Source organism: Saccharopolyspora sp. NPDC045941, assembly GCF_056431445.1.
Genome location: NZ_JBWKKU010000102.1, coordinates 1 through 25,799 on the forward strand (window position 1 = coordinate 1; position 25,799 = coordinate 25,799).

Sequence of the window (25,799 nt, forward strand, 5' to 3'; positions counted from 1 at the left end):
AGGAGTACGAAGACCTGCGGTTCGCTTACTGGAGAGGTGCCCGGTTGTGGTCGGGCTCGTACTTTGCCGGGTCGGTCGGCGGCGCACCGATTTCCATGGTGCACCAGTACATCCAACGGCACGCCCGTCCCGCTATTCGAGTGGTCGGCTCAAGCACGGAGTTGATGCGCTTCCTCTCCGCCCTTCCGCGCTACGTTTCTTCGGTGAACCGGCAGAGGGCTTCCCGGTCGTGACGCCGAGCCGCACTCGGCGCATCGGAGGACCAACGGCCCTTTGCGCGGGCTTCCTCGGGTTTCACCCTCGTGCTGTACTCGGTCGCCCGATCGGGGATGAAGACCTGCGATGAGTCAGCGGCGGCGAGGGTGTGCGGTGACGCGGCCTCGCCCTGGGGAGGCGCGATGGCCCACTTGGCGCGAGACCGTGCAGCCGTGCTGCGAGGCATCGGGCTGGCGGGAGGTGTCCTGGCCTTCGCGACCGCGTGCGTCCCCTCTGGAGACGTCCCGGCCGGCAGCGGACCTGGAACACCCCCGCCACCGACGACGGCCCCACCGGTCACCGGCGGAGCCATTGCGGTCCAGACCCGCGAAGTGCCCAACCTCGGCGCCGTGCTCACGGGCCCGGACGGGCGCACGGTGTACCTGTTCGACAGGGATCGAAGCGACCAGCTGGCCTGCCTGGAGGCGTGCGCAGGCGATTGGCCGCCGCTGACCACGACCGCTCCGCCCATCGCGGGTCCGGCCGTGAACCCGGCCCTGCTCGCCACGACCCGGCGCCCGGACGGCAGCACGCAGGTCGTCTACAACGGACACCCGCTGTACTACTACGTCGGCGATGAACTGGCGGGTCAGGCCAACGGCCAAGCCGTGAACGCCGACGGTGGCAACTGGTACGCGATCTCACCCGCGGGGAACCGGATCGGCGGGTAGGGCGGCCGGGCGCCGGAGCAGGGGAGATGAGGACCATGGCACACGCGGGACACGGGGGTGTCCACTACCCGAGCGCCCGGGAGTCCTGGGCGGGCGGGGTGGAGCTGTTCGCCGCGGTGATGATGATCATCATCGGGTTCTTCCACGTCATCGTCGGACTCGCGGCGATCCTGCGGAGCTCGTACTACGTCGTCACCCAGGACTACGCCTTCAGCATCGACGTCACGACGTGGGGGTGGGTGCACCTGGTGCTGGGCGTCCTGGTCGGGGTCACCGGAATCGCGTTGACCGCGGGCCAGTCCTAGGGGTCGTCGGCCTGATCATCGCCGGCCTCAGCGCCCTGGGGAACTTCTTGTTCATCCCGTACGCCCAGGTGTGGTCGCTGCTCATCATCGTGATCGACGTCGCCGTGATCTGGGCGCTGGCCGTGGATCTCCGGGAACAGCCGGCTCGCCGGACGGTCCCGGACGACTAGAGATCGTCGAATTTGGTTTGCGCGGCGGTGCGGGCTGCGTCGTCCCACGCCGCAAGCGGCTACCGCCGCTTGAAAACGACCGGCCGGGATCATTCGACGCGTGCGGGCGCCGCTTCTTCCTCACCGGGCAGACGGATGTCGATGACCTCGATGTTGACCTCCACGACCTGAAGCCCGGTCATGCGTTCCACGCCGGTGATGACGTTGCGCCGCACCGCTCGTGCCAGCTCCACCACGGAGACGCCGTAATCCACGATGATCTGCAAGTCGATCGCGGTCTGCTTCTCGCCCACTTCCACGTTCGCGCCCGAGGTCTGCGCGGCGCTGGCACCGGGAATGCGCTCCCTCAGCGCGCCGAACGCCCGTGCCATCCCGCCGCCCAGCGCGGCCACCCCGGGGACTTCGCGGGTGGCGGTCACCGCGATCTTCTGCACCACCACGACCCCGATCGTCGTGCGTCCCTGACCGGTCTCGGCGACTTCGCCGGCCGTCGTGGTCCACTTGACCCCCTCGGTGGTCTCCGCCTGCTCTTTCGATGTTCTTCCGCCCGATTCGGCCATCGCTGCCGTCTCCCTGTTCGATTCCGGCTCGCGCACGTCTCGCCTCGAGATCCGGTGATGACTGGCTGCCCACCAGTCTGCGACGTTCGCGCACAGTCGGCAGGTCGTCGCAGGGTGTGCGCGTCGAACGCCCGACCGGCCGTCGCCGGGGGAGGCCGTCAGCTTAATGTTGCTTAACGTTCAGCGAGCGCCTTAGGTTCACCCCGGATCTGAGATCCGCATCGCACGTCAAGGGAGACTCGGCTGTGGAGATCGCGACTCGTCGCTCCTCGCGCCGACCGGGCACGGTCTCGGCGGCCGCGGTGGCGCGCGCCGCCGGCGTTTCCACCGCCGCCGTCTCCTACGTCATGAACGGAAAGGGCGGGGTGGCGCCGGAAACGCGCCGGCACATCCTCGCCATCGCCGAGGAAATCGGTTTTCGCCCGCCGAGCCGGGGAGAACCGGTCGACCCGAATCGCACCCGCGTGATCGGGCTGGTGCAACCCAACATCATCAATCCGACCTATCCGCGATTCGCGCAGAGCATCGTTTCCGCGGCCGCCGAAGCCGGGTACGAGGTATTCGTCGCGACCACCCAGGACGACCTCCGGACGCTGGGCAAGGTCTCCAGCAGCCTGGTGCACCGCAACGTCGACGGGGTCGTCCTGAGCGCCGCGTTCCGGGAGGACGCAACCGCGTTGCGGACCCTGCGCGCCGCCCGGATCCCGTACGTCTACCTGTCGCGGAGATCCCAGTACCTGGAGGGCGATTTCGTCGGCATCGACGACGCCGCCGCGGCGACGTCGTTGATGGAGCACGTGCTGGCGCACGGCCACACCGACATCGCCGCCGTGATCGGGCCGCGGTTCTCCTCGGCGTCCCTGGCCCGGGAGCAGGCCTTCGTGTCGACCGCCCGCGCGCACGGCGTCGACATCGGCGGCGACCGCAAGATCAGCACCGAGCTCAACAGCGACGGCGGCCGCCGCGCGGCGGCCCGCCTGCTCGCCCGGGATGATCCGCCGAGCGCCATCGTGTGCGGCAGCGACGAGCTCGCGATCGGCATCCTGGAGTACGCGGTGGAACACGGCATCCGGGTGCCCGAGGACGTCGCGGTGACCGGGCACGACGGCATTCCGCACAGCATGTCCGGGCTGATCGGGCTCACCACCGTCATGCAGCCGCACGAGGAAATGGGCCGGGAGGCCTTCGGAATGCTGCTCAAACGCATGGAAAAGCCGTCGAACAGCTACCAATCGCTGGTGTGCGCGCACCGCCTGCACATCGGCCGGACCTGCGGTTGCGAACCGACCCGGGCCGCCGAGAAATCCCGCCGCTGAAAAAGCGAATTCCCGAAGAAGAATCCGACCATCCGCACGCCGGAAAAGAACCGAAGGTCACGCCATGCCGAAAAGCGCCCCAGAATCGGTGATGCGCTCGCCCAGCGAGCTGAACGGAGTCATTTTCCGCAAGTTGCTCCCGCTGCTGATCGGGGCCTACATCATCAGCTTCCTGGACCGGACCAACATCGGTATCGCGAAGGAACACCTGCAGATCGACCTTGGCATTTCCGCGACCGCCTACGGGATCGGCGCCGGGCTGTTCTTCATCACCTACGCGCTGGCGGAGATCCCGTCGAACCTGATCCTGCACCGGGTCGGGGCGCGGTTCTGGATCACCCGGATCATGATCACCTGGGGCCTGGTGTCCGCCGGGATGGCCTTCGTGCAGGGCGAGTGGTCCTTCTACATCATGCGGATGCTGCTCGGCGTGGCCGAGGCCGGCCTGTTCCCGGGCGTCATGTACTTCCTGACGCAGTGGTTCACCCGCGCCGACCGCGCCAAGGCCAACGGCCTGTTCCTGCTCGGAGTGTCCGCGGCGAGCATCCTCGGCCCGCCGCTGGGCGGCCTGCTGCTCGGGATGGGCGGCCTCGGCGGCATGCACGGCTGGCAGTGGATGTTCCTGATCGAGGGGCTCCCGGCCTGCCTGTTCGCCTTCGTGGTGTGGAGGAAGCTGCCCGACCGGCCGGACCAGGCGAAGTTCCTGACCGCGGCCGAAGCCGAAGACCTCCAGCGCCGCATCGCCGCCGAGGACGAGGCGGGCGCGGAGGCGTCCGGCACGCACAGCATGCGCCAGGTGTGGCGGGACAAGCAGATCCTGCTGGTGGTCGGGATCTACCTGTCGCAGCAGATCGCGGTGTACGCGCTGTCCTACTTCCTGCCGTCGATCATCGGCACCTACGGCGAGCTGTCGTCGCTGCAGATCGGGTTGCTGACCTCGGTCCCGTGGATCTTCGCCGGCCTGGGCGCGTTCCTGGTGCCGCGGTTCGCCGTCAACGGCGGCAGCTCCCGCAGGCTGGTCACCATCACGATGGGCGGGATCTGCGTCGGTTTCGCGCTGGGCGCGGTCTCCGGCCCGGTCGTCGGCCTGATCGGGTTCTGCCTAGGCGCGTTCTCGTTCTTCGCGATGCAGCCGATCCTCTACACGTTCCCGGCGTCCCGGCTGAGCGGGGCGACCCTGGCGGGCGGCATCGCGTTCGTCAACACCATCGGGCTGTTCGGCGGATTCCTCGGCCCGTACGTGATGGGCGCGATGGAGGACTTCACCGGCAGCAAGCTGTCCGGCCTGTGGTTCGTCGTCGGCGTGTGCGCCATCGGCACCGCGCTGTCGTTCTTCCTCAAGTACGGCGACGCCGAACGGCGTTCGTGAGACCGGAGTTCCAGGAAGGGTGCAGGAAGTGGATTTCTCGGGAAAGCGGGTGCTCGTCACCGCCGGTGCGGACGGCATCGGGCTGGCGATCGCCGGCCGGTTCGCCGGGCTGGGCGCCCGCGTGCTCGTCACCGACATCAACGAGGGCGCGGTGCGGGCGGCCGGGCAACGGGGCCTGGCGGCCCGGGTGTCGGACGCTTCGAGCGAGGCGCAGGTCGAGGAGCTGATGGGGGCCGTTCGCGCGGAGCTCGGCGGCCTGGACGTGCTGGTCAACAACGCGGGCATCGCCGGCCCGACCGGGCCGGTGGAAACGCTGGACGGCGCCGCGTGGGCGCGGACCTTCGAGGTCAACGTCCACAGCCAGTTCTACTGCGTGAAGCACGGGCTGCCGCTGCTGCGCGAGGCCGCTGACGCGTCCATCGTGAACCTCTCCTCGGCCGCGGGGCGGCTCGGCATGGCCGGGCGCAGCGCGTACTCGGCGTCGAAGTGGGCGGTGGTGGGCTTCACCAAGACCCTGGCGATCGAGCTCGGCCCGGAGGGGATCCGGGCGAACGCGATCTGCCCCGGCGCTGTCGACGGCCCGCGCATCCGCGCGGTCATCGAGGCGAAGGCGGAGATGCTGGGCAGGCCGGTGGCGGAGATCGCGGCCGCCTACCAGGACCAGTCGTCGATGCGCCGGCTGGTCACCGCCGAGGACATCGCGGACATGGCCGCGTTCCTGGCGAGCCCGCTGGCCCGCAACGTCAACGGCCAGGCGATGGCGGTCGACGGCAACACCGAGAAGCTCTACTGACGATCCACTGTGGAGGTTTGACGAAGATGGCAACCGGTCGCAAGGTCATCATCACGTGCGCGGTGACGGGCGCGATCCACACCCCGTCGATGTCGGAGCACCTGCCCGTCTCGCCGGCGGAGATCGCCGAGGCGGCGCTGGGCGCGGCCGAAGCGGGGGCGGCGATCGTGCACCTGCACGCCCGCGACCCCGAGGACGGCAGGCCCTCGCAGGACCCAGCCCACTTCGAACCGATCCTGGCGCAGCTGAAGTCCCACACCGACGCGGTCATCAACATCACCACCGGCGGCTCGCCGCACATGACCGTGCAGGAGCGGATGCGGCCCGCGGCGGTGTTCAAGCCCGAGCTGGCGTCGCTGAACATGGGCTCGATGAACTTCGGCCTCTACCCGATGCTGGACCGCTTCAAGGAATTCCGGCACGACTGGGAGCGGGAGGCCCTGGAGAAGAGCCGGGACCTGGTGTTCAAGAACACCTTCGCCGACATCGAGGCGATCCTGGCCATCGGCGCGGAGAACGGCACCCGGTTCGAGTTCGAGTGCTACGACATCGCGCACCTCAACAACCTGGCGCACTTCGCCTCGCGCGGCCTGGTGCAGGGCCCGCTGTTCGTGCAGTCGGTGTTCGGGCTGCTGGGCGGGATCGGCGCGCACCCCGAGGACCTGATGCACATGCGCCGCACGGCCGACCGCCTGCTCGGCGACACCTACCAGTGGTCGATCCTGGGCGCGGGCCGCAACCAGATCCCGCTGGCCACCATCGGCGCGGCCCAGGGCTCGCACGTGCGCGTCGGGCTGGAGGATTCGCTGTGGATCGGGCCGGGCGAGCCGGCCAAGACCAACGCCGACCAGGTGACCCGCATCCGCACCGTGCTGGAGGCGCTGAACCTGGAGGTCGCCACCCCCGACGAGGCCCGCGAGATCCTGCGGCTCAAGGGCAGGGACCAGGTCGGCTTCTGACCGCCCGAGCCGGAGCCCGGTGCGGGCTCCGGCTCACAACCAGTTGCGGCGCTTGAAGATCGTGTAGAGGCTCAGGCAGACCACCAGCATGAGGACGACCGCGAAGGGGTAGCCGAGGCCCCAGTGGAGTTCGGGCATGAAGTCGAAGTTCATCCCGTACACCGTGCCGATCAGGGTGGGCGCGAACAGGATCGCCGCCCACGACGAGATCTTCTTGATCTCCTCGTTCTGCGCGTAGCTGGCCTCGGTCATCCGCTTCATCTCTTCGTTCTGGGCCTGGGTGACCAGCGTGGCGTTGACCGTGAGGATGTTGTCGAGCATCTGGCGGAACCCGTCGACGCGCTCGGCGACCGTGGTGGCGTGGTCGGCGACGTCGCGCAGGTAGCGCTGCAGCTCCTCGTCGATGCCGTACTTCTGGAAGCCCGCCTCCAGGCTCCGCAGGATGGCCAGCAGCGGCTGCGTCGCCCGCTGGAACTCGATGACCTCGCGGGACAGCTCGTAGATGCGCCGCGAAACGTTCGGCTTCGCCTCGAAGACCTCGGTCTCGATCTCATCGATGTCGTTCTGCAGGCCCGCGATGACCGGCGCATAGCCGTCGACGACGTTGTCCAGCACCGCGTACAGCACGCCCTCCGGGCCGCGCCGCAGCAGATCCGGGTCGTCCTCCATGCGGCGGCGCACCGCCGACAGGTCGGGGGACTGGCCGTGGCGGACGGTCAGCACGAAGTTGGGGCCGATGAACAGGTGCAGCTCGCCGAAGCTGACCTCTTCGGCCTCGTCCACGTAGGTGGCGGCGCGCAGCACCACGAACAGCGTGTCGCCGTAGCGCTCGATCTTGGGGCGCTGGTGGGCGACGATCGCGTCCTCGACGGCGAGCTTGTGGAGGTCGAATTCCTCGGCGGCGGCCAGCAGTTCCTCTTCGGCGGGGCGGTACAGCCCGATCCACGCCATCGTGCCGGGCTCGTCCCGCAGCAGCCGGTAGGTCTCGGCGAGGCTGGACGGGGTGGCGGTCCGGACGCCGTCGCGGTAGATCGCGGTGTCGATCAGCGGCCGGTCGGCCAGCCGCCGCTCGTCGGCGGAGCGGGGGTCCATGGAGTGCTCGGGAGCGGCGGGCACAGACTGCTCCGGGGTGCGCCGGGGGCGCTTGCGCAGGGGACGCCATTCGGGCACGAGGACCTCCTGGGCGGTCGGAGCATGCGTGGGCCGAGCGAGCACCCGGGGGCTGCGATCGCGGTCAGCCTACCCAGTCCCGGGCGAGGTCCGCTGGCACCGGCCGGTCGAGCGCGATGTCGAACCGCGACGCGAAGTCGCCCGATCCGGGCCTGCCGAGGCACCGCTGCCCGGAAAGTCCTATGCGCGCAAGCAGGTTCGTGGCGGCCCCGAAGGCGCATCCGAGGTCTGCCGCCCACTGTTGCTTGTGGACCAGGAGGTCGTTCCGCAATGGCTCCACCCGGCCCGACCGAAGGTGCCCGAGCCTGACACCGGCGGCATTCTGAAACGACCCCGGGAATGGCGACGGTGGGCGCCGGCTTCAGCCGACGCCCACACCGTCCGTCAGTGCAGGGTTTGCAGCGCTTCCTTGCTGAACGGGACGAGTTCCGCCAGGCGGCCGCCGAGGACCTTGTCCGCCCACTCCGGGTCGGCGATCAGTGCTCGACCGACGGCGACGAGGTCGAACTCGTCGCGCTCCAGGTGTTCGGCGAGCCGCTCGATGCTCTCCACCGCCGCGGCGGCTCCCGTGATGGCGCCGGGCTCGAAGACCTTGTCGAGGCCGACCGAGCCGACGGTGATGACCGGCTTGCCGGTGAGCTTCTTCGTCCAGCCGGCGACGTTCAGGTCCGACCCGGATTCGGGGAACTCCGGCACCCAGTAGCGGCGTCCGGAGGCGTGGAAGGCGTCGACTCCCGCGTCGGCCAGCGGGGTGAGCAGGGATTCGAGCTCGCCGGGATCCTCGGCGAGCCGGACGTCGTAGTGGTTGGCCTTCCACTGGGAGAACCGCAGCACGACCGGGAAGTCCGGCGCGACCCGCTCGCGGACGGCGGCCACGACGTCGGCGGCGAACTTGGTCCGGGAGAGCAGGTCGCCGCCGTAGGCGTCGGTGCGCTGGTTGGTGCGCTCCCACAGGAACTGGTCGATGAGGTAGCCGTGCGCTCCGTGCAGTTCCACGCCGTCGAAGCCGATCCGCTCGGCAGCCTGCGCGGCGTCGGCGAACGCGCTGATGACGTCGTCGATGTCGGACAGCGTCAGCGGCTCGCCCGCGCCGGGCATGCCGTCCAGCGTGAGCCCGGACGGTCCCACGGACGGGGCCTCCGGGAACGGCGGTGCGCCCGCCGGCCGCTGGATCCCGACGTGCCAGATCTGCGGCATGATCTTGCCGCCGTGCGCGTGCACGGCCTCCACGACGCGGCTCCAACCGGCGAGCTGCTGCTCGCCGTGGAAGCGGGGGACCCCGTCGCTGAAGCCGGCGGACCGGTGGTCGACGAAGGTGCCTTCGGTGATGATCAGGCCGGTCCCCGCCGCGGCGCGGCGGGCGTAGTAGGCGGCCACGTCCTCGCCGGGAACGCCACCGGGGGAGAGCTGGCGGATCATGGGCGCCATGACGATCCGGTTCGGCAGCTCGGCCGAACCCAACGTGAACGGGCGGGACAGTGCCTGAGCTGCGCGGGTGCTCACCGTTTCGGTCTCCTGCCGTGTGCTTGCGGGCGATCGCCCGCGTTTAAATGTTCAAGTCAAAGATACATTTAGCGGCGAGAAGTGCAACTGTGATAGTTGCTATTCTGAGGTGGACGTCGGCGTCGATCCGCGGGAGGGGGTGGAGACCGTGCTGGACATCCGGTTCTCCCGCGCGTTGCAGGTGATGCTGTTCCTGGCGATCGCCGCCGAGGAGGACTCCGTCGCGTTGAGCTCGGCCCACCTGGCCGGCAGCCTGAACGCCAACCCGAGCCTGGTCCGCAAGCTCCTCGTGCCGCTGGCGAACGCCGGGCTGGTCGTCTGCGTCAAGGGTCGGGCCGGCGGCGCCCGGCTGGGACGTCCGGCGGAGCAGATCACGCTGGCGGAGATCTACCGCTGCGCCGTCGGCGACAAGCCCCTGTGGGCCTGCTCGCCGGAGGCGGAGGACATGTGCCTGGTCACCGCGCGCTCAGGGGAGTACTTCGCCGCGCTCACGGCCGAGGCCGAGCAGGCGGTGCTCAATTCGCTCGGTGACCGCACGCTCGCCGAGAGCGTGCGCGAGCTGCGCGGCCTCGACGCGAAGTCCGGTCAGTAGGACTCGACGCCCCACCGCTCCCGGGAACGGTGGGGTGTGCTCGTCCGGCCCGTGCGAATTCCTTTGTCGCCCACGGGTTTCAGCGGCTCGGTGGTGGCTGCTTCGCGTGGCCTTCGATCGCGATGCGCGCGGCGGTGGTGGACTTCCGCACGACGAGTTCGGGGGAGTAGCCCTGCTTGGTGAACACGCCGTCGAGCCAGAACATGCCGTAGCCGTGCGCCTGGGTGAACAGCTGCTCCATCAGTTCCAGGGCTTCCTGGGGTGTGTCCGACACGGCCATGCAGAGCATCAGGAATTGATCGGTCAGCCGTCGTGTCTGCTCGTGCAGCTCGGCGTGCTCGGGGCCTTGCAGGTCGTCCGCGTAGATGACGTTCATGCCCGCGCGGCGTTCGAGGAGGTACTCGGTGTAGGCCCCGGCCGCCGCGGCGAGCGCGTCCACGGGATCCTCCCGGGCCTCGACGGCGGCCTGCACACGTTCCGCGAGTTGGCACGCGACCGCGGCCGCGGCGGCCGCGAGCAGGCTCTCCCGTTCGGGGAAGTGCCGGTACGGCGCGCCCGGGCTGACCTTTGCTCGCCGCGCCACCTCCGCCACCGAGAAGCCGGCCAGGCCCCGTTCCGCGATCAGGTCCAGCGAGACGCGCACGAGCTCGGCGCGGAGGTCGCCGTGGTGGTACTTGCCGCCCATGTCGTGGATCACATCTTCCGCTCGGAATATGTAAGAGGGCTCTTACGTCTCCAATGTAAGAGGTCTCTTACATGATCGGGACCTGCTGCACAGCTGTTCCTTGGAGGATTCATGAGCACGATCACGCACGCTATCGCCGCGCCGTCGCCGGGTGCACCCCTGGCGCCGACGACGATCGAGCGACGTGACCTGCGCCCGGACGACGTGCTGATCGACATCGCCTACGCCGGCATCTGCCACAGCGACATCCACCAGGCCAAGGAGGACTGGGGCGAGGCGATCTTCCCGATGGTTCCCGGGCACGAGATCGCCGGCGTGGTCGCCGCGATCGGATCGAACGTGACGAAGTACCAGGTCGGGGACCGGGTCGGGGTCGGCTGCATGGTCGATTCCTGCGGCGAGTGCGAGTACTGCCGGGCCGGCCGCGAGCAGTTCTGCGTCAAGGGCAACGTCCAGACCTACAACGGCGTCGGCTTCGACGGCGAGAACACCTACGGCGGCTACAGCCGGCAGGTCGTGGTGAAGGACGCCTTCGTGTGCCGGATCCCGGACGGCATCGGGCTGGACGTCGCCGCGCCGCTGCTGTGCGCGGGCATCACCACCTACTCGCCGCTGCGCCAGTGGGGCGCGGGCCCGGGAAAGAAGGTCGCCGTGATCGGGCTCGGCGGGCTGGGGCACATGGCGGTGAAGCTGGCCGCCGCGATGGGCGCCGAGGTGACGGTGCTCAGCCAGAGCCTGAAGAAGCAGGAGGACGGCCTGCGACTGGGCGCGACCGACTACTTCGCGACCAGCGACGAGACGACCTTCGAGGCGCTGGCGGGGCGGTTCGACCTCATCCTCAACACGGTTTCGGCGAAGCTGCCGATCGACGCCTACCTGGGGCTGCTGCGGGTGGGCGGCGCGATGGTCAACGTCGGGGCTCCCGGCGAGCCGCTGTCCTACAACGCCTTCTCGCTGCTGGGCGGCAACAAGGTGCTGGCCGGGTCGATGATCGGCGGGATCGCCGAGACCCAGGAGATGCTGGACTTCTGCGCGGAGCATGGCATCGGCGCGGAGATCGAGCTGATCTCCGCGGACCGGGTCAACGAGGCCTACGAGCGCGTCGAGAACAGCGACGTGCGGTACCGCTTCGTGATCGACACCGCCACCATCGGCGCCTGAGCCGGCGGCGAAGGGGCTGAGCATGAGGGTTTTCCAGATCGGTGCGGCCGGCGGCGTCGGCCGGCGCCTCGCGGCACTGCTCGCGGCGCGCGGTGACGACGTGACCGGCATGCATCGCGAGCCGGCGCAGGCCGAGACGGTGCGGCTGTCCGGTGCGACGCCGGTCCGCGGCGACCTGATCGCCGGCTCGGTGGACGACCTCGCCGAGAAGTTCGCCGGCCACGATGCGATCGTCTTCTCCGCCGGTGCGCACGGCACCGGCATGGACAAGACCACGTTGATCGACGGCAAGGGCCTGGAGAAGGCCGCGGGCGCGGCCGCTCGCGCCGCCGTGTCCCGGTTCGTCCTGGTCTCGGTGTTCCCCGAGGCGGGGCGCGGCAAGGAGCCGAACGAGCGGTTCGAGCACTACATCCGGGTCAAGAAGGCCGCCGACGCCTACCTGGCTCGCACCGATCTGGACTGGCTCATCGTGCGCCCCGGGCAGCTGCTCGATGATCCGGGAACCGGCCGCGTGACGGCCAGCGCCGCGATCGAGTACGGCTCCGTGCACCGCGACGACGTCGCCGGGTTCATCGCCGCGGCGCTGGGCGAGCCCGGGCTCAACCGGATCATCGTCGAGCTCACTGACGGCCCCACACCGGTCGCCGGCGCCGTCGCAGACCTCGCCCGGCGCCCGGGGGCGTAAGTCGCCGAACCCGGCGGCGGCATGGATCTCCGACCCGTGCCGCCGGGTGAGGTCGCATCCGCTCGGGGGGCGATGTGCGAGCGCTGTTCGTCGAATCCTCGGTAGATCTGCCGGGCGTGTCCCGATGGTGTCGGTGTACGCGCTGTCCGGGCGGTGGACGCGGCGCGTGCTCATCCCGGCCGCGCAGGCCTACCTCCGCATGCGAACGTGGTTTCCCCTTTCTCGAAGGGAATTCCGCCGGTGCCCTGGCTCGGCTGGGTGTGCAGCGGCGTGGCGCTCGTAGCGGGAGCGATCGCCGGGGAGTCGCTGGACAAGCGGATCGCGGCGGAGACTGGGCGGCGGTTGATCATCGTCGTCGCGCTGATCGGATGGCGTGAAAGCGGTTCGCCGGGTTTCGCATGCGATTGTCTCATGTGGACGCTGCCATCACGGGCCCCGCGCGAAGGACTCGGATGGCGGTCCTTTGCAGAGCTACCTGGAACTTCGGCGAGGATCAGCTGTCCGGCCGCACGACCGCGGCGAGTTCGCGGCGCGATCCGACGCCCAGCTTGGGATAGGCCCGGTAGAGGTGGTGGCCGACCGTGCGCGGGCTGAGGAACAGCTGGGCTGCGATGTCCCGGTTGGAAAGGCCTTGGGCGGCGAGCCGGACGATCTGCAGCTCCTGCGGCGTGAGCAGTGCCAGCACACCGGGACCTCGCCGCGCCGTCGTGGTCGCACCGCCCGCGGTCAGTTCGCCGTGCGCGCGCTCGGCCCACGGCCGGGCATCGATCTGGTCGAAGATCTCCAGCGCGGCTGAGAGTTGCTCGCGTGCCTCGGTTTTGCGGCGTGACCGGCGGAGCCACTCGCCGTGCAGGAGCCGGGTGCGGGCGTGCTCGAAGCCGCGGCTGTCGCGCTCGTGCAGTTCCAGAGCCCGGGTGAAGGTGTGGTCCGCCGGGGACAGGAGGGCGCGGCAGCGGTGCAGCAGCGCTTCGACCGCCGGCTCCGCAGCCCGCCGGGCCACCCGCTCGAAACGAGCCAGCGCCTCTGCCGCCAGCTGGTGGCGGCCGAGCCGCACTGCGGCTTCAACCAGGTCGGGCAAGCTGTGTTCGGCGGGCAATTGGTGCTGAGCGGTGCCGTCGAAGAGGACCATCAGCTCGTCGAGCGCCTCCTGCGCTCTGCCGCACCCCAGTTCGAGCAGTCCCAGCGCCCACCGGGCCCGGTGCACCCCGCCGCCCTCGTACTCCAGCGCCCGCCCCGCCAGCCGGCGGCAATCGTCCTGCGCGCCCCGGATGGCCAGCAGGTAGGCCTGCGCGCCGGCGGCGTGGCTGGCCCAGTGGTGCTGGCCGGTGGCCTCGGCGATGTCGAGCGCCTCGGCCGCGCTGGTCATCGCGCTGCGGTGATGACCGAGGAACGTCTGGGAGACGGCCATGTAGTAGAGGGCAGAAGGCATGATGCCCGCCCGGCCCTGGGCGCGGGCGTCGGCGGACACCCGCGCGGCCAGTTCCAGCGCCTGCCGGTCCAGGCCGCCCATCAGGGCGATGCCGCAGGTCATGAGCAGGTCCCTGGCATCGCGGGCCGGCGACTCGCCGACCTGCGCGATCACCTTGGCGAGCTCGGGCAGGCGCTCGGTGTCCGCGCCCATCGCCAGGGCGGACAGCCAGCGCTGCAGCTGCAGGACCGGCCAAGCGGGATCGTCGTCGGGCAGGTGGAGGCGATCGAGCTGCGCGGCGGCGGTGGTGGTCAGCTCGGGATCGGCGGAGAACCAGGTGGTGTGCAGGGCGTCCAGCATCATGGCGACCGCCTGACGCGGGTCGGTCTCGGTCAAGCGGGTGGCTTCGGCCAGCTGGAGCCCCTGCGCCTCGTGCAGCAGGCCGAGGCCGGCCGCGGCGGTGGCATGCGCCCGGACCAGCGCCAGGCGGGCGTCAGGTGCACTCACTTGAGGCAGGACTCGCTCTGCCAAGGCCCGGGCGCGCGACAGCTGGCCTGCCTCCAGAGCCGCCTCGGCCGCGCCGGCCAGCAGCAGCGTGCTCTCGTCGCTGTCCTCGGCCAGCTGTGCGGCTCGCTCGAAGGCTGCTGCCGCGGCCGCGTAACCCTTGCGCGCCGCGGCGAGTTTCGCGGTCCGGGCCAGCTCGGCGGAGACGCGGGCGTCGGGGCCGGTGGCAGCCGAGGCCAGGTGCCAGGCGCGCCGGTCGGGCTCCGCGACCGCATCGGCCAGCGACCGGTGGGCGCGCAACCGCTGGTCGAGCGGGGCGCCCTGGTAGACGGCGGCTCGGACTAGCGGGTGGCGGAAACCCAGGCGTTGGCCGGTCACGCGCAGCAGCCCCGCCTGTTCGGCCGGCGACAGGTGTTCGACGCCCGCGCCCAAGCTCGCGGCCGCCTGCAGCACGACTCCCAGGTCACCGGTGTCGTCGGCGGCGGCGACCAGCATCAACGCCCTGGTGGGCGCGGACAGGCGGAGGGCTTGGGCGTGGAAGGCCAGCTGCAGGCGGTTGGTGAGCGGCAGCACGTCGGTCGCCTGGGCGGTGCGCAGGGCGGCGGGCAGCTCGATCAGTGCCAGCGGGTTGCCGCTCGCCTCGGCCAGGACGCGCCGCCGCACCTCGGGCTCCAGGTCGTGTTCCCGCTCGTCCACCAGGGCGGCGGCGTCGTCGGGTGACAGGTCGTCCAGGTGCAGCTCGGGCAGGCCAGGCGCGGGGAAGGGTGCATCGCCGGTGCGTGCGCCGAAAAGCATGGCCACACCTTCGGCCCCGAGCCGCCGCGCGGCGAACAGCAGTGCCTCGGCCGAAGGCCGGTCCAGCCAGTGCGCGTCGTCGATGACGCAGAGCAGGGGAGCCCGTTCGGCGATCCCGGACAGGAGGGTCAGGACCGCCAGGCCCACCAGCATGCGGTCGGTCGGCGGGCCGGCGCTCAGGCCGAAAGCGCCCTCCAGCGCTTGCCGCTGGGGACCGGGCAGCGTGGGCAGGTGTTCGCCCAGGACCGGGTGGAACAGCAGGTGGAGGCTGCTGAAGGAGAGTTCGGCCTCCGACTCGATGCCCAGGCCGCGCAGCACCGGCATGCCGCTGCGGGAGGCGATCTCGTCCAGCAGCGCCGTCTTGCCGATGCCCGGTTCGCCGCGGATCACCAGGGCTCCGCTGGCGCCGTTGCGGGCGGAGTCAAGCAGCCGCGTGACCGTCTCCAGCTCTGCCTGTCTCCCGTGTAGCACGGACGCCAGGCTATCCAAGGCGGATTTGCGCGGGCTCTCCGACTGATAGGGCGGGCGGTGCGGGACCGGCGATTAAGTCATCGTTGCCGATTCGCGGGGGAGCCGGCGCACCTAGCGTGACATCTCGTGTTCGCGCACCGAAGGAGCCGCCTTGCCGTCCCCGATCCATATTCTTCCGCTGTCCTGGGTGTCGGCGGAGCAGGCGCTTTCCTGGCACGCCGTCCTGGCCGCCTCGTTGGAGCACGACCTGCCGGACCGGCCGCCGACGCCGAAGCAGGTGCACGCCCGCCTGACCACCGCCGGGCCGGACAGCCGCCGGCTGCTCTGGCTGGCCGCCGAGCCGGACGGCTCGGTCGCCGGCGTGGCCGGGCTGCGGCTGTTCACGCGCCCGGGGCAGGAGCACGTGACCGAGCTGGAGCTGCACGTCCACCCCGAGCGGCGCCGCCGCGGCGTGGGCTCGCAGCTGCTGGCGCAGGCGATCTTCGCCGCCCAGGTGGAGGACCGGCGCAGCGTGCTCACCAGTGTCGCCGACGCGGGACCGGGTGACGCTTTCTGCACCGCGCGGGGCTTCCGGCGCGTCCTGACCTCGCTGCACCTGCTGCTGAACTTGTCCGAGGCCGACGACAGCGCGGCGGACACCTCACATCCCGGCTATGAGTTGGCTTCCTGGACGGGCACCGTGCCCGATGGTCTGGCCGGCACCTTCGCCGCAGCCAAGACCGCGATGCACGACATGCCTGCGGGTAAGCAGCGGCTACCGGCAGACCGCGGCGACAGCCTGCTGGTCGTAGCCGTGCTGTACGGGAAGGCCATGGCCGGTTACACCGAGATCGTCGTCCGGGCCGACGAGGGCGAGCGGGCGCTGCAACACGACACCGCGGTGGTGCCCGAGCACCGCGGGCGCGGGCTCGGCCTCTGGATGAAGGCCGCGATGGTGCGGCGGCTGCGGGCCGACCACCCCGATATCGCCGAGATCGAGACCGATCACGCCGAGGACGACGTCCGCATGCTCGCCGTCAACCGGCGGCTGGGCTTTCGCCCGCATCGCCGCAGCCACCAATACCGGCTGGGCGTGCAACAGGTGGGAACACCCGCCTCATGAGGAAGGACTTCGCGATGACTCCTGATCCGGCCACCGTCCACCCGCTGCCCGATCACGAGCGGGTCGTGTTCCTCGGACCGCTGGTCGGTTCGCCGAAGATCACCGTGGGCGAGTACACGTACTACGACGACCCCGGCGGCGCGACCGGTTTCGAGCACCGCAACGTGCTCTACGGATACGGGCCGGAACGGCTGATCATCGGCAAGTACTGCGCGATCGCCACCGGAACCCGGTTCCTGATGGCCGGCGCCGACCACCCGACGATGGGCGTCTCCACCTTCCCGTTCACCATGTTCGGCGGCGAGTGGACCGAGCGGACCCTCGACATCGTCACCGGCATGCCCAGCCGCGGCGACACCGTCGTCGGCAACGACGTCTGGTTCGGCTACCAGGCGACCGTCATGCCAGGAGTGAAGATCGGGGACGGGGCGATCATCGCGGCCGGCGCTCTGGTGACCTCCGACGTGGCGCCTTACACGATCGTCGGCGGCAACCCGGCCAAGCCGATCCGGCGGCGCTTCGACGACGCCGACGTCGAGCGGCTGCTCCGCGCCGCGTGGTGGGACTGGCCCGTCGAACTCGTCACCGAGCACGCCCGGACGATCATGGCGGGCACTCCCGCCGATATCGAACGCATCGCACAGCAGCACAACGAGGAGGTCGCATGACATCGACCGTGCAGATCGAGCAGCAGGTCGTCTCCGACGAGGCCGGCGGCCCGTACGCGATCACCACCGGCCCGGACGGCGCCCTGTGGTTCACCATGGTCCGCACCGGCCGGATCGGCCGGCTGGTGCCGGGAGGCGAGCCGACCAGCCACCAGCTCGACCCGGACAGCGGGCCGACGATCATCGTCACCGGCCCGGACGGCGCGGTCTGGTTCACCGAGTACCAGGCGCACCGGATCGGCCGGATCACCACCGGGGGCGAGATCACCGAGTTCGAACTGCCCATACCGGAATGCGGGCCGTACGGCCTGGCCCCCGGCCCGGACGGCGCGCTGTGGTTCACGGAAACGGCCGCCGGCCAGATCGGCCGGATCACGCCGGACGGTCAGGTGCGGGAGTTCCCGCTACCGCTCGCCGGAGCGTTCCCGTCGGCGATCACCGCCGGTGCTGACGGCGCGATGTGGTTCACCATGAACATGGCCAACGCGATCGGGCGGATCGGCCTGGACGGCGAGGTCGCGGTCCACCCGCTGCCGACCGAGGTCGCCGGGCCGGTGGGCATCGCGGCGGGCCCGGACGGCGCGATCTGGTTCGTCGAGATCGGCGCGGGCCAGATCGGCCGGATCAGCACCGACGGCCGGATCGAGGAGTTTCCGCTGCTCGACCGCGCCGCCCGGCCGCACGCCATCACCACCGGACCGGACGGGGCGATGTGGTTCACCGAGTGGGGAGCCGGCCGGGTCGGCTCGATCACCGCCGGAGGCGTCATCGAGGTGCACGACCTGCCCACGTCCGGCTCGGAACCGCACGGCATCGCCCTCGGCCCGGACGGTGCACTGTGGACGGCGCTGGAAATCGGTGCCCTCGCCCGGATCGCCGCGCCCGCGGCCGAAAACTGCCGCTGAACGAGGAGATCGACGACCGCAACGAATTCGCCGGAGTTTCTTCCGCGACCCCTGCTGCGGCAGTCGCGAGCGCCGCATGGCAGACCCAACGCCCGTGGCGGAAGCCCGACGGCGACACCGCACGGCACAACCTCCAGGCCGCACGGCCATCAGAAAGGAACACCCATGAAATTCGCACTCGTGATCTTCGAGACGGATGAGTCGCGCCGCCGGATCCAGGCCGACCGGGACGCGTACCGCAAGGCGTACGAGGCTTGGATCGGTCAGGTCGCGACGGCAGGCAAGCTCGTCGGCGGCGAGGCTCTCGAAACCGAGCACAACGCCCCGGTGACGGTGCGCAAGGCGGCCGACGGATCGTCGGCGGTCACCGAGGGGCCCGCGCACGGCGGCGAGGAGACCCTCGGCGGCTGGTTCGTGCTCGAGGTGGCGGACCGCGCGGAGGCCGTCGAGCTGGCCAAGGGGCTCCCCACCCCGGAGACGATCGAAATCCGTCCGGTCCTCGAATCCGCCTGAGCCGAACGCCGCATCCCTGCCGACCGGTCATCCCCGGCGGGCAGGGATGCGGCGATCACTCCGCGTTCGCGTCTTCGCGTTCGGTGTATTGCCGGACGGTTTCGACCAAGGTCGCGACCGAGGCCGGGAGCGGCCGCCGGCGGTGGGCGAACCAGAGCGTCGCGCTCGACCTCATCCACACGATCGCCACCGCGTGGCGGCGCTGTACCTCGACCGGTTCGGCAGCCGGACGTTCGTGCTGGTCGGCTGGGCGGCGGCCACGGTGCTCACGCTGGCGCTCGCGTTCGTCGACAAGGGCAACGTCGCGCTGATGTTCGGCCTGATCACGTTGTTCACCATCCCGATCCAGAGCACGACGGTGGCGCTGTTCCCGCTGTCGGTGGAGCCCTTTCCGGCCCTCCGCCGCGCCACCGCACAGGGCCTTTCACCGGCGAGTGGATCCACCAGCGGCAACACCGGGTTCCGCACCGCCAGGGACGGATGATGCGCCTGTGACGCCCGGGGGTTCCGGAAACGAAGGCGCCGGGCGGTCACGTCTCACACGTCCCCGCACCCCGATCCGGAACGACCTCTTCGGCCGAAAGTATGAGGCGCCGGGCCTCGTTTCCTGGCCGATCGGTCGATCTCGGTTGCCACTTCGGCCGATCTGACCGACCTCTTTGGACACGTAACGTCGGTCGCGTCGGGATTTGAAACCAGGATCGAGGCCGATCATGACCACACTGCCGGTCACCGCGAACACTGATCACGAGCTGCTGGCGAGCGCCAGCCGACGGGCTCGCGAGCTCACCGAACCACTGCTGCGCGATGCCGTCGCACGGCTCGGGCCATCGCTCGGGGCGATCGGTTCCTACCATTTTCGTTGGCACTCGCGGGATCCCGCCGCCACCGGCAAGGCCATCCGGCCCACGATGGCCGTGCTCGCCGCAGAGGCGGTCGGCGGCGAACCGTCGGTGGCGCTGCCCGCGGCCGCCGCTGTCGAACTCGTCCACAACTTCAGCCTGATCCACGACGACCTCATCGACGGCGACGTGCTGAGACGCGGTCAGCCCGCGGTGTGGAAGGAGCACGGGGTTCCGGCGGCGATCCTGCTCGGCGACGCCCTGCAGTCCGAAGCGTTCGCGATCCTGCTCGGCCGGGGTGGGGCGCACGCCGGTGCCGCAGTGGCCGGGCGCCTCGCCGCCTCGATGCGGGAGGTGGTCGTCGGCCAGGTCGAGGACATCCGGTTCACCGAACGACCGTGGACGGGCGAGCTGGCGGTGGGCGTCGCCGAGTACCAGGCGATGGCCGAGGCCAAGACCGGCGCGCTGCTCGGCTTTTCCGCTTCGGCGGGTGCCCTGCTGGCCGGCGCGGACGCCGCGACGGCGGAGTGCTTCGACCGCCTCGGCCGCAGCCTCGGGCTCGCCTTCCAGTGCACCGACGACGTGCTGGGCATCTGGGGAGATCCGGCGGCGACGGGCAAGCCGGTGCTCGGGGATCTGCGCGAGGGCAAGAAGACCTTGCCGATCATCGCCGCGCTGGCCGCGGAGGGCCCCGCGCGCGAGCGCCTGGTTTCGCTGGTCGGCGCCGAGGCGCGGACCGAATCCGACCTGAGGCTCGCTGCGGAGCTCGTCGAGGAGCTGGGCGGCCGGGAGTTCGCCGAACGCGAGGCCATGCGGCACCTCACGGGCGTCGCGGACTGCCTGGCATCGCTGCCGATGCCGGCGGAGATCCGCGCGACCTTCGAGGCGCTGGCCCGGTCCTTGATCGGCCGGACCCGCTGACCCGGACGCAGCCTCGACGCGCAGCGCCAACGGCCGCGAGGTCCCACGCCCGATCCGTGCCCAACGGCGCGGATCGGACGTGAGAAGCCGAGGCGCAGGGCAAGTTCACCGTCGGAGTCATGGAACCGAGGGGAGTGGACCTTCGAAGCGCCGACCCGGGAGTGGATGATCCTGACCCGCGGCTCCTGGGACGCCAAACTCCCGGGTTCGGAGGAGTGGAAGACCTTCGGCGAAGGCGATGCCTTCCAGATCGAGGGCAACGAGTCCGTCACGGTGCGCATCACGGACGCCGTCGCCTACCTCTGCCCGTACACCTGATCCTCGTCGCGGCGCGGTCCGTCGTCCCGGAAGCGGAACCAGGAGCAGGCGCACGCCGCGCCGGCACCTGGTGGGTTTTGGGGATCAGTCGACCGGTGCCGGGCTCGCGATCTCCGGCCGGTGCGATCTCGGCCTGCTGGTTCGCGGCGCCGTCCGGCTGATCGGTACTGGTGCAGTGCCGGGCTTGCGCGCCGGGCGGGATGCCGGGATGAAACACGCCGGGACGTTGGTTCTCGAAGCGATCGACGACGTCCGCACGATCATGAACCGGACTGGCCGTCCCGCGGGCCTAGCCCGGGGAGTCGGCGTCATGCCCGGGACATGACGCCGACTCCCGGGGTCAGTGCGGGGCGATCTCCTCGGCGGGTGCCGGTTCGATGCCGGCGACGAGGTTGAAGGTGCCGGTGAGCTGGTTCAGGGCGACCAGCCCGACGACGTCGGCGATGGTGCGCTCGGTCCAGCCGTGGGCGGTGAGCGCGGCGATGTCGTCGTCGCCGATCGTCGAGGGTTCGGCCACCACGTTCACGACGAAGGCGAGCAGTGCGGCCTCCCGGGGGTCGGCCGAGGTGCCCTGGCGGGCCAGGGCGATGTCGGTGTCGCCGAGGCCGAGGGCCTTCGCGGCGTCGGTGTGCGCGGCCAGGCAGGACGCGCAGCCGAGCCATTCCTGCACCGCCAGCGAGACCTTCTCGCCCAGCGCCGCGGGCAGCTTGGTCCGCTTCATCGCGCGGGAGAACGACAGGTAGCCGGTCAGCAGCGCGGGCGAGTGCGCCATGGTGCGGACCATGTCGCCGGCCGCGCCGTGGCGGCCGATGATCTCCGCCAGCAGTTCGCTGGACTTGGCCGGTGCGTCGGCGGGTTCGAGCGGTTTGAGACGTCGCATGTGGTGCTCCGGGTTCGGGGCCGCCGCCCGTCTCGCGAGGCGGGCGGCGGCCGGTGGTCAGGCGCTCGCGGTCTGGGGCTCGGTCGCGGAACGCTTGCCGCGCAAGCTCATCCCGGCGATGAGCGCACCGGCGATCGCGATCCCGGCGGCGCCGACGAAGGCGGCCGAGACGCCGCTGGTGAGCGCGGCGGGATCGCCGATCCGGTCGACGCCCCGCGACGTCGCCAGCGCCGTCATCGCGGCCAGGCCCAGGGCCGACCCGATCTGGTAGCTGGTGTTGACGATTCCCGAGGCCAGCCCGCCCTCCTCGGGTCGGGCGGCGGAGATGGCGGTGCCCAGCGAGGGGACGAACGCCAGCGCCATGCCCGCCGCGGCCACCAGCGAAGCGGGCAGCACGTCGGCCGCGTAGCTGCCGTCCGGTCGCACCAGGGCCAGCCACCCCAGCCCGAGCGCGAGCAGCACCAGGCCCGACACGATCATCGGCTTGACCCCGAAGCGGGCGGCCAGCTTCGGCGCGATGACGATCATCAGCAGCATGATGACCGTGGTCATCGGCAGCAGCGCGGAGCCGCTGGCGAAGGCGCCGAGGCCGAGCACCTGCTGCAGGTAGAGGTTCAGGAAGAACCACATCGGGATCCACGCCGCACCCAGCAGCAGCTGCGCGATGTTGGCCGCGCCGAGGTCCGGGGTCCGGAAGATGCCGAGCCGGACCACGGGCGTGCGGCGCTTGGCCTGGACGACCACGAAGGCCGCCAGCAGCGCGGCCGCCGCGACCAGGCCGACGACGGTTTCGGCGGAGCCCCAACCGGTTTCGGGCGCGCGGACGATGGCGTAGACCGCGACGGCGAGCCCGCCGGTGGCCAGGAACGCGCCGAGCAGGTCCGTGGAACCGCGCTGTGCCGAACCGGCGGGCATCAGGGCGGGGGTGAGCGCGAGCGCGAGCACCGCGATCGGGATGTTCAGGTAGAAGACCCACGGCCAGCTCAGGTATTCGGTGATCACACCGCCGAGGAAGACGCCGGCGGTTCCGCCGGCCGGGGCGGCGGCGCCGTAGAGCGCGAGCGCCTTGCCGAGTTCCTTCGGCGTTGCGCCGAAGAGCATCATCAGCAGCGTCAGCGCGGACGGTGCGATGAGCGCGGATCCCGCGCCTTGCAGCGCCCGCCCGGCCAGCTCGACCCACGCCGTGCCGGCGGCCCCGGCGACGGCGGAGCCGGCGAGCAGCACGAGCCAGCCGGCGGCGAACATCCGGCGCGCGCCGAGCAGGTCGGACAGCCGGCCGCCGAGCAGCAGCAGGCCGCCGAAGGCGATGACGTAGGCGTTGAACACCCACGAGAGGTTCTCCTGGGAGAAGCCCAGATCCGCCTGCATCCGCGGCAGGGCGACGCCGATGATCGAGGTGTCCATGATCACCATGAACTGGGCCAGGGCGATGAGCGCGAGCGCCCACCACCTGCGCGGCGATCGGGTTGGTGCGGACATGTCAGGACTCCTCGCGTGATTCGAATGATCGGATACTGATACCCCCTAGGGGTATAGACGAATGGAGCCGGGATGTCCAGCCCGCGTCGATCATCGATAGGGGTGCGACGGGTGGCCCGGTGCGAGTCCTGTTCGATCCGGATCTTCTGTTGGGGCGTGGGGTTTCGCCGCGTGACCTCGATGAATCGCCTTGCTGTTCGGTCGGGTGTCATCTCGATTCGCACGTACCCCTAAGGGGTATGTCGTGGATCACGTTGCACCCTGTGTTGATCGTTTGGCATAGTTCTCCGTGTTCGGGAGATACCCCTATGGGGTATGCGAGAAGGAGGCGGCGACGATGAACGCGTCGGCGAATGTCGGTCACCACCAGCACCACGCCCACCAGGGCCACGCGACCGGTCACCAGCACCACGCCCACCAGGGCCACGCGATCGGTCACCAGCACCACGGCCAGCACGGTCACGCGGCCGGTCATCAGGGCCACGGGGCCGGGGGTGTGCCGCAGGGACTGCAGATCACGAAGGACGGGTACACCTTCGCGCCGGAGACGACCCGGTTGGCGGCGGGCGGCGTCGCCGACTACCGGTTCCGGATCCTCGGGCCCGACGGCGCCGCGCTGACCTCGCTGGCCGAGGTGCACGGCAAGAAGATCCACCTCATCGTCGTCCGCCGGGACCTCACCGGGTTCTGGCACGTGCACCCGGTCGAGGTGGGTGGCGGCGCCTGGTCGGTGCCGCTGGAGCTCGCGGAAGCCGGGGAGTACCGCGTCTTCATCGACTTCCAGCCGGAAGGCGGCCCGGCGCTCACCCTCGGTGCGGACCTGGCGGTCGCCGGCGACTACCGGCCGCGCCCGGTGCCGGAGGTCGCCGCCGTCTCGGTGGTCGACGGCTACGAGGTCGAGCTCGGCGGAGAGCTGGTCGCCGGCCGGGCGAACCCGCTCGCGCTCGTGGTGCGGCGCGACGGCGTGCCGGTCACCGACCTGCAGCCGTACCTCGGCGCCTACGGCCACCTGGTCGCGCTCCGGCTGGGAGACCTGGCGTACCTGCACGTCCACCCGGATGGTTCGCCGGAGGACGGCGTGACCCGGCCGGGGCCCGAGGTCGCGTTCCACGCGGAGGTGCCGGGTCCGGGCACCTACCGCTTGTTCCTCGACTTCAAGCACGCGGGGAAGGTCCGCACCGCTCAGTTCACCACCCTCGCCGAGTAGTCCGCCGATATACCCCCTGCAGGTATTGTTGATACCCTGCCGGGGTACTGATCAAGTTCCCAGAAGAGGAGATCCGAATGAGTGAGAGCACCTTCGTCGTCGAGGGCATGACGTGCTCGGGCTGCATGAGCAAGGTGACGTCCGCGGTCACGGGCGTCGAGGGCGTCACCGACGTCGACGTGGACATCAGCAACGGCGAGCTCACGGTCGTCAGCGCCTCGCCGGTCGACCCGGACGCGATCCGCAAGGCCGTCAACGAGGCCGGATACCAGGTCGCGAGCTGACGGCGGCGAATCGATGAGCGATCCGACCCCGGCCGAGCCGCCCGTGGTGATCAAGACCGTGGACAACGGGCCGTACCAGGTCAAAGGACCGGTCAAGATCGTCGACCACGAGAACAACACCTACGAGCTCGGCCCCGGCCGCACCCGGCTGCTGTGCCGATGCGGGCTCTCGGCGAAGAAGCCGTTCTGCGACGGATCGCACGCGCGGGAAGGATTCTCCGCGGCGGAGCGGGCCGGCGAGAAGGCAGCGGAGTAGGGGCGAAAGGCCGGTGGCGGAACGACCGCCCCGGCCTTTCGCAGCAAGCGCCACGCGGTCAGGGCGTCGCGGAATCCGCCATGCCCCTGAAGAGGTGGCGGGCCGGCCCGAGGACGATGACGACCAGCAATGCGATCAGGGCATACGGCGGGAGCCGGTAAGCCGCTGCGGCCGCGACACCGAGGACCGCGGCTCCGATGGCCCGCGGGAGCCAGCCGGTGCCGGTTCGACGCGGAAGTAGATCGCCTGCGACAGCACGTAGACCATCGGCCCGGCGAGCACGAGCACTCCGGCGACGCCGGACCGGGAATCGTGCGCGTGGGCGAGCACGATCTCGGTGCCCCCGGCCAGGATCACGAGGCCGGTGACGACCCCGTAGATCACGTTGATACCGAGGTGGACGGACCGGATAGGTCCTCGGTCGCAGCGGCGTGGCTCACCGCCAGCTGCTCGGTCTGTCCGAAGTAGATGGTCCCGAGGCCGACCAGGGCCATCAGCAGGGTGAGCGGGTCGGAGTGGTGCGCGGAGATCACCCGGCCCAGCGTCAGCACGGTTTCGCCCAGCAGGATGATGAGGAACAGCCGCATCCGCTCCAGCATGTGCTCGGCGTCTAACGGGAGGCGCTCGGTTCGCGTCGTGCGGCCCGGCGCGGGGTGCTCGGTCCAGGTGCCGAGGAGGTCGATGAGCGCGGCCGCCGCCCAGCACCAGATGGGGAGTTCGGGGCCGAGCACCGCACAAGGGCTGGATCTGAAACGACACCGCGCAAGTGACTGTCCATTCCAGACACGCCATGCCCGTTCCTGGGCACCTCTTGGAGTTCGTTTCAGCACGGCTCCGCCCGCCTCATCCCGAAGGCGCCCAAGGCCCGGCACCGATGGCGATTTCGCGCGAAACCGGCGCCCGGTGCTCCGGACGACCACGTCCCGCACGTGCCCGCGCACCATTCTGAAACCACCTCTTAGGGATTGCCGGGAAATAACTTGATCTTTTAGCTTGATATCGATCATCATGGGGTATGGCGGTTGCGGTAGAGGTCGAGCGGTCACTGGCGG

The 25,799-nt window shown here is 70.4% G+C and carries 31 protein-coding genes; 21 read left to right on the forward strand and 10 right to left on the reverse strand.

Features of this window, described 5'->3' with window-relative positions; all coding sequences use genetic code 11:
- From AC07FN_RS43065 to AC07FN_RS43080, 4 genes are all read left to right on the forward strand, one after another.
- On the forward strand, positions 1 to 233 hold a 233-nt coding region (locus AC07FN_RS43065), incomplete at its 5' end, for a transposase (RefSeq protein WP_478400886.1).
- A gap of 195 nt (positions 234 to 428) precedes the next feature.
- Positions 429 to 926 carry a COG4315 family predicted lipoprotein gene (locus AC07FN_RS43070; RefSeq protein ID WP_478400887.1) on the forward strand — a complete coding sequence of 166 codons (498 nt, stop codon included), beginning with the start codon at positions 429 to 431 and terminating at the stop codon, positions 924 to 926.
- 35 nt (positions 927 to 961) lie between these two features.
- The gene (locus AC07FN_RS43075; protein ID WP_478400888.1) at positions 962 to 1,231 is read left to right on the forward strand and encodes a DUF7144 family membrane protein; all 270 of its coding nucleotides are present in this window, start codon (positions 962 to 964) and stop codon (positions 1,229 to 1,231) included.
- Between the two features lie 47 nt (positions 1,232 to 1,278).
- Positions 1,279 to 1,401 (forward strand): DUF7144 family membrane protein, encoded by a 123-nt coding sequence (locus AC07FN_RS43080; protein WP_478400889.1) that lies wholly within the window; start codon positions 1,279 to 1,281, stop codon positions 1,399 to 1,401.
- Between the two features lie 89 nt (positions 1,402 to 1,490).
- On the opposite strand, the gene AC07FN_RS43085 is transcribed toward AC07FN_RS43080, so the two are convergent.
- Complete coding sequence (locus tag AC07FN_RS43085) at positions 1,491 to 1,997, reverse strand: Asp23/Gls24 family envelope stress response protein (protein ID WP_478400890.1); 507 nt, start codon at positions 1,995 to 1,997, stop codon at positions 1,491 to 1,493.
- A gap of 209 nt (positions 1,998 to 2,206) precedes the next feature.
- On the opposite strand from AC07FN_RS43085, the gene AC07FN_RS43090 reads away from it, so the two are divergent.
- From AC07FN_RS43090 to kce, 4 genes are all read left to right on the forward strand, one after another.
- The gene (locus AC07FN_RS43090; protein ID WP_478400891.1) at positions 2,207 to 3,277 is read left to right on the forward strand and encodes a LacI family DNA-binding transcriptional regulator; all 1,071 of its coding nucleotides are present in this window, start codon (positions 2,207 to 2,209) and stop codon (positions 3,275 to 3,277) included.
- Between the two features lie 64 nt (positions 3,278 to 3,341).
- Positions 3,342 to 4,646: an MFS transporter gene (locus AC07FN_RS43095; RefSeq protein ID WP_478400892.1), complete on the forward strand. Its 1,305-nt coding sequence runs from the start codon at positions 3,342 to 3,344 to the stop codon at positions 4,644 to 4,646.
- A 28-nt stretch (positions 4,647 to 4,674) separates the two neighbouring features.
- Positions 4,675 to 5,439, forward strand: coding sequence for an SDR family oxidoreductase (locus tag AC07FN_RS43100; protein ID WP_478400893.1), 765 nt, complete (start codon positions 4,675 to 4,677; stop codon positions 5,437 to 5,439).
- A gap of 26 nt (positions 5,440 to 5,465) precedes the next feature.
- On the forward strand, positions 5,466 to 6,398 hold the full coding sequence (gene kce, locus AC07FN_RS43105) for a 3,5-dioxohexanoate:acetyl-CoA acetone transferase (protein ID WP_478400894.1): 933 nt from the start codon (positions 5,466 to 5,468) through the stop codon (positions 6,396 to 6,398).
- A 33-nt stretch (positions 6,399 to 6,431) separates the two neighbouring features.
- Here the strand turns inward: kce and AC07FN_RS43110 are convergent, their stop codons facing one another.
- The 3 genes from AC07FN_RS43110 to AC07FN_RS43120 form a co-directional block, all read right to left on the reverse strand.
- A complete protein-coding gene (locus tag AC07FN_RS43110; protein ID WP_478400895.1) occupies positions 6,432 to 7,568 on the reverse strand; it encodes a magnesium and cobalt transport protein CorA in 1,137 nt (378 codons plus the stop codon).
- A 64-nt stretch (positions 7,569 to 7,632) separates the two neighbouring features.
- On the reverse strand, positions 7,633 to 7,839 hold the full coding sequence (locus AC07FN_RS43115; protein WP_478400896.1) for a hypothetical protein: 207 nt from the start codon (positions 7,837 to 7,839) through the stop codon (positions 7,633 to 7,635).
- A gap of 113 nt (positions 7,840 to 7,952) precedes the next feature.
- Positions 7,953 to 9,071, reverse strand: a complete 1,119-nt coding sequence (locus AC07FN_RS43120) for an NADH:flavin oxidoreductase (RefSeq protein ID WP_478400897.1) — start codon at positions 9,069 to 9,071, stop codon at positions 7,953 to 7,955.
- Positions 9,072 to 9,180: 109 nt separating this feature from the next.
- Here AC07FN_RS43120 and AC07FN_RS43125 point away from each other — a divergent pair, with 109 nt between their 5' ends.
- Positions 9,181 to 9,663 (forward strand): RrF2 family transcriptional regulator, encoded by a 483-nt coding sequence (locus AC07FN_RS43125; protein WP_478400898.1) that lies wholly within the window; start codon positions 9,181 to 9,183, stop codon positions 9,661 to 9,663.
- Between the two features lie 79 nt (positions 9,664 to 9,742).
- On the opposite strand, the gene AC07FN_RS43130 is transcribed toward AC07FN_RS43125, so the two are convergent.
- Positions 9,743 to 10,360, reverse strand: coding sequence for a TetR/AcrR family transcriptional regulator (locus tag AC07FN_RS43130; RefSeq protein ID WP_478400899.1), 618 nt, complete (start codon positions 10,358 to 10,360; stop codon positions 9,743 to 9,745).
- Positions 10,361 to 10,459: 99 nt separating this feature from the next.
- On the opposite strand from AC07FN_RS43130, the gene AC07FN_RS43135 reads away from it, so the two are divergent.
- Positions 10,460 to 11,509: an NAD(P)-dependent alcohol dehydrogenase gene (locus AC07FN_RS43135; RefSeq protein WP_478400900.1), complete on the forward strand. Its 1,050-nt coding sequence runs from the start codon at positions 10,460 to 10,462 to the stop codon at positions 11,507 to 11,509.
- A 22-nt stretch (positions 11,510 to 11,531) separates the two neighbouring features.
- Positions 11,532 to 12,194 carry an NAD(P)H-binding protein gene (locus AC07FN_RS43140; RefSeq protein ID WP_478400901.1) on the forward strand — a complete coding sequence of 221 codons (663 nt, stop codon included), beginning with the start codon at positions 11,532 to 11,534 and terminating at the stop codon, positions 12,192 to 12,194.
- Positions 12,195 to 12,687: 493 nt separating this feature from the next.
- On the opposite strand, the gene AC07FN_RS43145 is transcribed toward AC07FN_RS43140, so the two are convergent.
- A complete protein-coding gene (locus AC07FN_RS43145) occupies positions 12,688 to 15,372 on the reverse strand; it encodes an ATP-binding protein (protein WP_478400902.1) in 2,685 nt (894 codons plus the stop codon).
- A gap of 151 nt (positions 15,373 to 15,523) precedes the next feature.
- Here AC07FN_RS43145 and AC07FN_RS43150 point away from each other — a divergent pair, with 151 nt between their 5' ends.
- The 7 genes from AC07FN_RS43150 to AC07FN_RS43180 all read left to right on the forward strand — a co-directional run bounded on the left by AC07FN_RS43150 (position 15,524) and on the right by AC07FN_RS43180 (position 20,641).
- Positions 15,524 to 16,474, forward strand: a complete 951-nt coding sequence (locus AC07FN_RS43150; protein ID WP_478400903.1) for a GNAT family N-acetyltransferase — start codon at positions 15,524 to 15,526, stop codon at positions 16,472 to 16,474.
- Between the two features lie 14 nt (positions 16,475 to 16,488).
- Positions 16,489 to 17,142 (forward strand): CatB-related O-acetyltransferase, encoded by a 654-nt coding sequence (locus AC07FN_RS43155; RefSeq protein WP_478400904.1) that lies wholly within the window; start codon positions 16,489 to 16,491, stop codon positions 17,140 to 17,142.
- Positions 17,139 to 18,047, forward strand: a complete 909-nt coding sequence (locus AC07FN_RS43160; RefSeq protein WP_478400905.1) for a Vgb family protein — start codon at positions 17,139 to 17,141, stop codon at positions 18,045 to 18,047. Before AC07FN_RS43155 ends, AC07FN_RS43160 begins: the two co-directional genes overlap by 4 nt.
- 165 nt (positions 18,048 to 18,212) lie before the next feature.
- Entirely contained in the window at positions 18,213 to 18,560 is a 348-nt protein-coding gene (locus tag AC07FN_RS43165; protein ID WP_358566770.1) for a YciI family protein, read from the forward strand.
- Between the two features lie 193 nt (positions 18,561 to 18,753).
- The gene (locus tag AC07FN_RS43170; protein WP_478400906.1) at positions 18,754 to 19,044 is read left to right on the forward strand and encodes a hypothetical protein; all 291 of its coding nucleotides are present in this window, start codon (positions 18,754 to 18,756) and stop codon (positions 19,042 to 19,044) included.
- 229 nt (positions 19,045 to 19,273) lie between these two features.
- Complete coding sequence (locus AC07FN_RS43175; protein ID WP_478400907.1) at positions 19,274 to 20,323, forward strand: polyprenyl synthetase family protein; 1,050 nt, start codon at positions 19,274 to 19,276, stop codon at positions 20,321 to 20,323.
- Between the two features lie 72 nt (positions 20,324 to 20,395).
- Positions 20,396 to 20,641 (forward strand): pyrimidine/purine nucleoside phosphorylase, encoded by a 246-nt coding sequence (locus AC07FN_RS43180; protein ID WP_478400913.1) that lies wholly within the window; start codon positions 20,396 to 20,398, stop codon positions 20,639 to 20,641.
- Between the two features lie 340 nt (positions 20,642 to 20,981).
- On the opposite strand, the gene AC07FN_RS43185 is transcribed toward AC07FN_RS43180, so the two are convergent.
- Together AC07FN_RS43185 and AC07FN_RS43190 are read right to left on the reverse strand one after the other, a co-directional pair.
- Positions 20,982 to 21,521: a carboxymuconolactone decarboxylase family protein gene (locus AC07FN_RS43185; RefSeq protein ID WP_478400908.1), complete on the reverse strand. Its 540-nt coding sequence runs from the start codon at positions 21,519 to 21,521 to the stop codon at positions 20,982 to 20,984.
- Between the two features lie 57 nt (positions 21,522 to 21,578).
- On the reverse strand, positions 21,579 to 23,000 hold the full coding sequence (locus AC07FN_RS43190) for an MFS transporter (RefSeq protein WP_478400909.1): 1,422 nt from the start codon (positions 22,998 to 23,000) through the stop codon (positions 21,579 to 21,581).
- A 337-nt stretch (positions 23,001 to 23,337) separates the two neighbouring features.
- On the opposite strand from AC07FN_RS43190, the gene AC07FN_RS43195 reads away from it, so the two are divergent.
- From AC07FN_RS43195 to AC07FN_RS43205, 3 genes are all read left to right on the forward strand, one after another.
- Entirely contained in the window at positions 23,338 to 24,207 is an 870-nt protein-coding gene (locus tag AC07FN_RS43195) for a hypothetical protein (RefSeq protein ID WP_478400910.1), read from the forward strand.
- 77 nt (positions 24,208 to 24,284) lie between these two features.
- Entirely contained in the window at positions 24,285 to 24,491 is a 207-nt protein-coding gene (locus AC07FN_RS43200; protein ID WP_452618021.1) for a heavy-metal-associated domain-containing protein, read from the forward strand.
- A 13-nt stretch (positions 24,492 to 24,504) separates the two neighbouring features.
- A complete protein-coding gene (locus AC07FN_RS43205) occupies positions 24,505 to 24,747 on the forward strand; it encodes a CDGSH iron-sulfur domain-containing protein (RefSeq protein WP_132485858.1) in 243 nt (80 codons plus the stop codon).
- Between the two features lie 135 nt (positions 24,748 to 24,882).
- Here the strand turns inward: AC07FN_RS43205 and AC07FN_RS43210 are convergent, their stop codons facing one another.
- Both AC07FN_RS43210 and AC07FN_RS43215 read right to left on the reverse strand, forming a co-directional pair.
- A complete protein-coding gene (locus AC07FN_RS43210; RefSeq protein ID WP_478400911.1) occupies positions 24,883 to 25,131 on the reverse strand; it encodes a hypothetical protein in 249 nt (82 codons plus the stop codon).
- Positions 25,128 to 25,478, reverse strand: coding sequence for a low temperature requirement protein A (locus AC07FN_RS43215; RefSeq protein WP_478400912.1), 351 nt, complete (start codon positions 25,476 to 25,478; stop codon positions 25,128 to 25,130). Before AC07FN_RS43215 ends, AC07FN_RS43210 begins: the two co-directional genes overlap by 4 nt.
- Positions 25,479 to 25,799: the final 321 nt, after the last annotated feature.